The following is a 3,102-nucleotide window of genomic DNA, read 5'->3' as shown; positions in this document are numbered from 1 at the left end:
CGGGCTTTCAGCTCAAGGGGCTGAAAAAGACGCGGCTCCCGCAGCTGCGGCGCCAGGTGAGCGTGGTGTTTCAGGATTTTCGCGTGTTGCCGGATAGAACGGTTGCGGAAAATGTGGCCCTGCCCCTTGAGGTGCGCGGTGAAAAGCGGCGCACCATCGACCGCCGCGTCAACGCCGTGCTCAGGAGCCTCAACCTCTCCAGCAAGAGCCGCTGCCTGTGTGCGGAACTCTCCGGCGGTGAACAGCAGCGTGTGGCCATTGCCCGGTCCATCGTGGTGAACCCCAAGCTGCTGCTGGCGGACGAGCCCACGGGCAACCTTGACCTCGACCTCGCTATGCACTTGATGGACGTCTTTAAGCAGTTTCATACCTTTGGGACGACCATTATCCTTGCAACGCATAACCGCGAGATCGTGCGCTCCGTCCCGCATGCGCGGCGGCTGGAGCTTGCGGACGGGCAGGTCATTGGCGAGGCGCAGGCAGGCGAATGGGGGCCGGTGTGCGACATTGCCCCGCAGGAGGAGCCGGTATGCTGAGCACCGTGTTTCGCCTGATATGCCGGGGGCTGAGGGATATGGTCCGTAATCCCCTGTCCCAGACGCTGACGCTCCTTGCCGTGACGCTTGCGGTGTTCCTTGGCGGGCTGTTTTTGTTGGTGGTGAGCAATCTGGACCGTGAGCTTTTGGACGTGAAGGGCCGCTTTGCCTTTCAGGTGTACTGGAACGCCGAGGCCGACGCGCAGACCGTGCAGGATGCGTGGGCGCGGCTTCAGTCTCTGCCGCACCTGACATCGTGGAAGACCTTTACGCCGGACGAGGCACTGGCCGACCTTGGGGAGACCCTTGACGGCGCGCAGGCGCTCAAGGCGCTGGGGCAGGACAACCCCCTGCCGCCCACGGCGCTCCTTCACTTTTCTCCGCCGCCGGGCGATGCCGACGCCTTTGCGCGGGACATGCTGGCGCAGTTGCAGGCGCTGCCCGGTGTGGTGGACGTGCATTACGACGCGTTGCAGATAGAGCTTGCCAGTTCGTGGGCGTCGTTCTCGCGCACCATCTTGTGGCCGCTTATTGCGCTGCTTGCCTTTGTGGTGGCGCTGCTGGTGGCGAATACGATGAAGCTGTCCATGCTTTCGCGGCGGGATGAGGTGGCAATCCTCCATCTTGTGGGCGCGGCGCGCTGGTATATCCGCCTTCCGCTTCTTGCTGGCGGGGCCAGCCTTGGCGTGGTGGCGGGTGTCTTGGCCCTTGTGCTCCTCCGCGGGGCGCAGCTCGCGTTGGCGGAATTTTGCGCCACGCCGCCCCTGCATTTGGAGGTGCACTACCTGTCGTGGGCACAGAGCCTTGCCATGGTGGTCGGCCCCGCCGTTGTGGGGATGGCCAGTGGCTGGGTGGCGGTGAAGGAATACTGATTCCCGCCCTGCTCCCGCCTGTTTTCAGCACAGACCGCCCCCGTGCGCATTGGCGCGCGGGGGCGGCTTTTTATGGGCCGGAGGACAACGCCCTTGCGCCCGTGGCGCATCCTGTCTACCGTGCTGGGTACGCAACCAATTTATTCACAGCATGGAGAAAGGATACCGACTATGCGAAGCAAAAAGATGACGCAGGGGCTGGAGAAGGCTCCGCATCGCTCGCTGTTGTACGCGCTGGGGATGACGCGCGACGAAATGCAGCGCCCGCTGGTGGGCGTGGTGAATGCCGCAAACGAGGTGGTTCCGGGGCATATCCACCTTGACCGGATTGCCGAAGCCGTTAAGGCCGGTGTGCGCTCTGCGGGCGGCACGCCCATGGAGTTCCCTGTTATTGGCGTGTGCGACGGCCTCGCCATGAACCACGAGGGTATGTACTACTCCCTGCCCTCGCGCGAAATCATCGCGGATTCCATTGAAATTATGGCCAGTGCGCATCCCTTTGACGCGCTGGTGCTCATACCCAACTGCGACAAAATCGTGCCCGCCATGCTCATGGCGGCGCTGCGCATGAATATCCCCGCCATTGTCGTGTCCGGCGGCCCTATGATGGCCGGAGTGGACGATACGGACCTTATCAGCGTGTTTGAGGGCGTGGGCCGCGTGAAGCGCGGCGAAATGACCGAGGACGAGCTGTCCGAATTGGAGCAGTGTGCCTGTCCGGGGTGTGGCTCCTGTTCCGGTATGTTTACCGCCAATTCCATGAACTGCCTGTCCGAGACCATCGGCCTTGCCCTGCCCGGCAACGGCACCATTCCCGCCGTCACTGCCGAGCGTATCCGCCTTGCCAAGACCGCTGGCGCGCGCGTGATGGACCTTGTGCGCGAGAACATTACCCCGCGCGACATCGTCACCGAAAAGGCCGTTGCCAACGCGGTCGCCATGGACATGGCCCTTGGGTGCTCCACCAACACCGTCCTGCATCTGCCCGCCGTCTTCGCCGAGGCCGGTCTTGATTTGGACCTGACCATCTTTGACGACGTCAGCCGCAAGACTCCGAACCTCTGCAAGCTCTCCCCCGCCGGGCCGAACCATATTCACGACCTGCACCGCGCGGGCGGTATTCCCGCCGTGATGAGCGAGCTTGACGCCCACGGCCACATTCACCGCGACGCGCTCACCGTCACCGGCCACACCGTTGGCGAGAATCTCGACGCCCTTGGCGCCAAGGCCAAAGACCGCGCCGTCATCCGCAGTTACGACGAGCCGTATGCCAAGCAAGGCGGCATTGCCATTTTGCGCGGCAACCTCGCCGAGCAGGGGGCCGTGGTCAAGCAGTCCGCCGTTGCCCCCGCCATGATGACGCAGACCGGCCCCGCCCGCGTCTTTAACGGCGAAGAGGACGCCAACGCGGCCATCCTTGGCGGCAGCATCAACCCCGGCGAAATCATCGTCATCCGCTACGAAGGCCCGCGCGGAGGCCCCGGCATGCGAGAGATGCTCTCCCCTACCGCCAATATCGGCGGTATGGGCCTTGGCGAATCCGTGGCCCTCATCACCGACGGCCGCTTCTCCGGCGGCACCCGCGGCGCAGCCATCGGCCACGTGTCGCCCGAAGCCGCAGACGGCGGCCTCATCGCCCTTGTGCAGGAAGGCGATACCATCGAAATCGACATCCCCCAGCGTAAGCTGAACCG

The 3,102-nt window shown here is 64.2% G+C and carries 3 protein-coding genes; all 3 read left to right on the top strand.

The features are described 5' to 3' along the window. Positions 1–536: cell division ATP-binding protein FtsE (locus tag ACY69P_RS15595; RefSeq protein WP_462328143.1), on the top strand; the 536-nt coding region annotated here is incomplete at its 5' end. Beyond that, a complete protein-coding gene (locus tag ACY69P_RS15590; RefSeq protein WP_462328142.1) occupies positions 530–1,408 on the top strand; it encodes a cell division protein FtsX in 879 nt (292 codons plus the stop codon). The genes ACY69P_RS15595 and ACY69P_RS15590, both read left to right, overlap by 7 nt. Positions 1,409–1,579: 171 nt before the next feature. Beyond that, positions 1,580–3,102 (top strand): dihydroxy-acid dehydratase (ilvD, locus tag ACY69P_RS15585; RefSeq protein ID WP_462328141.1); only part of this gene is annotated, 1,523 nt, incomplete at its 3' end.

Source organism: Desulfobaculum sp. (genome assembly GCF_054921475.1).
The sequence above is the reverse complement of the archived record's forward strand: the minus strand, read 5'-3'. Positions and strand labels throughout refer to the sequence as shown.

Coding starts and splice junctions, on each gene's coding strand:
- ACY69P_RS15590 (WP_462328142.1), top strand. CDS start 530: ATGCTGAGCACCGTGTTTCGCCTGATATGCCGGGGGCTGAGGGATATG.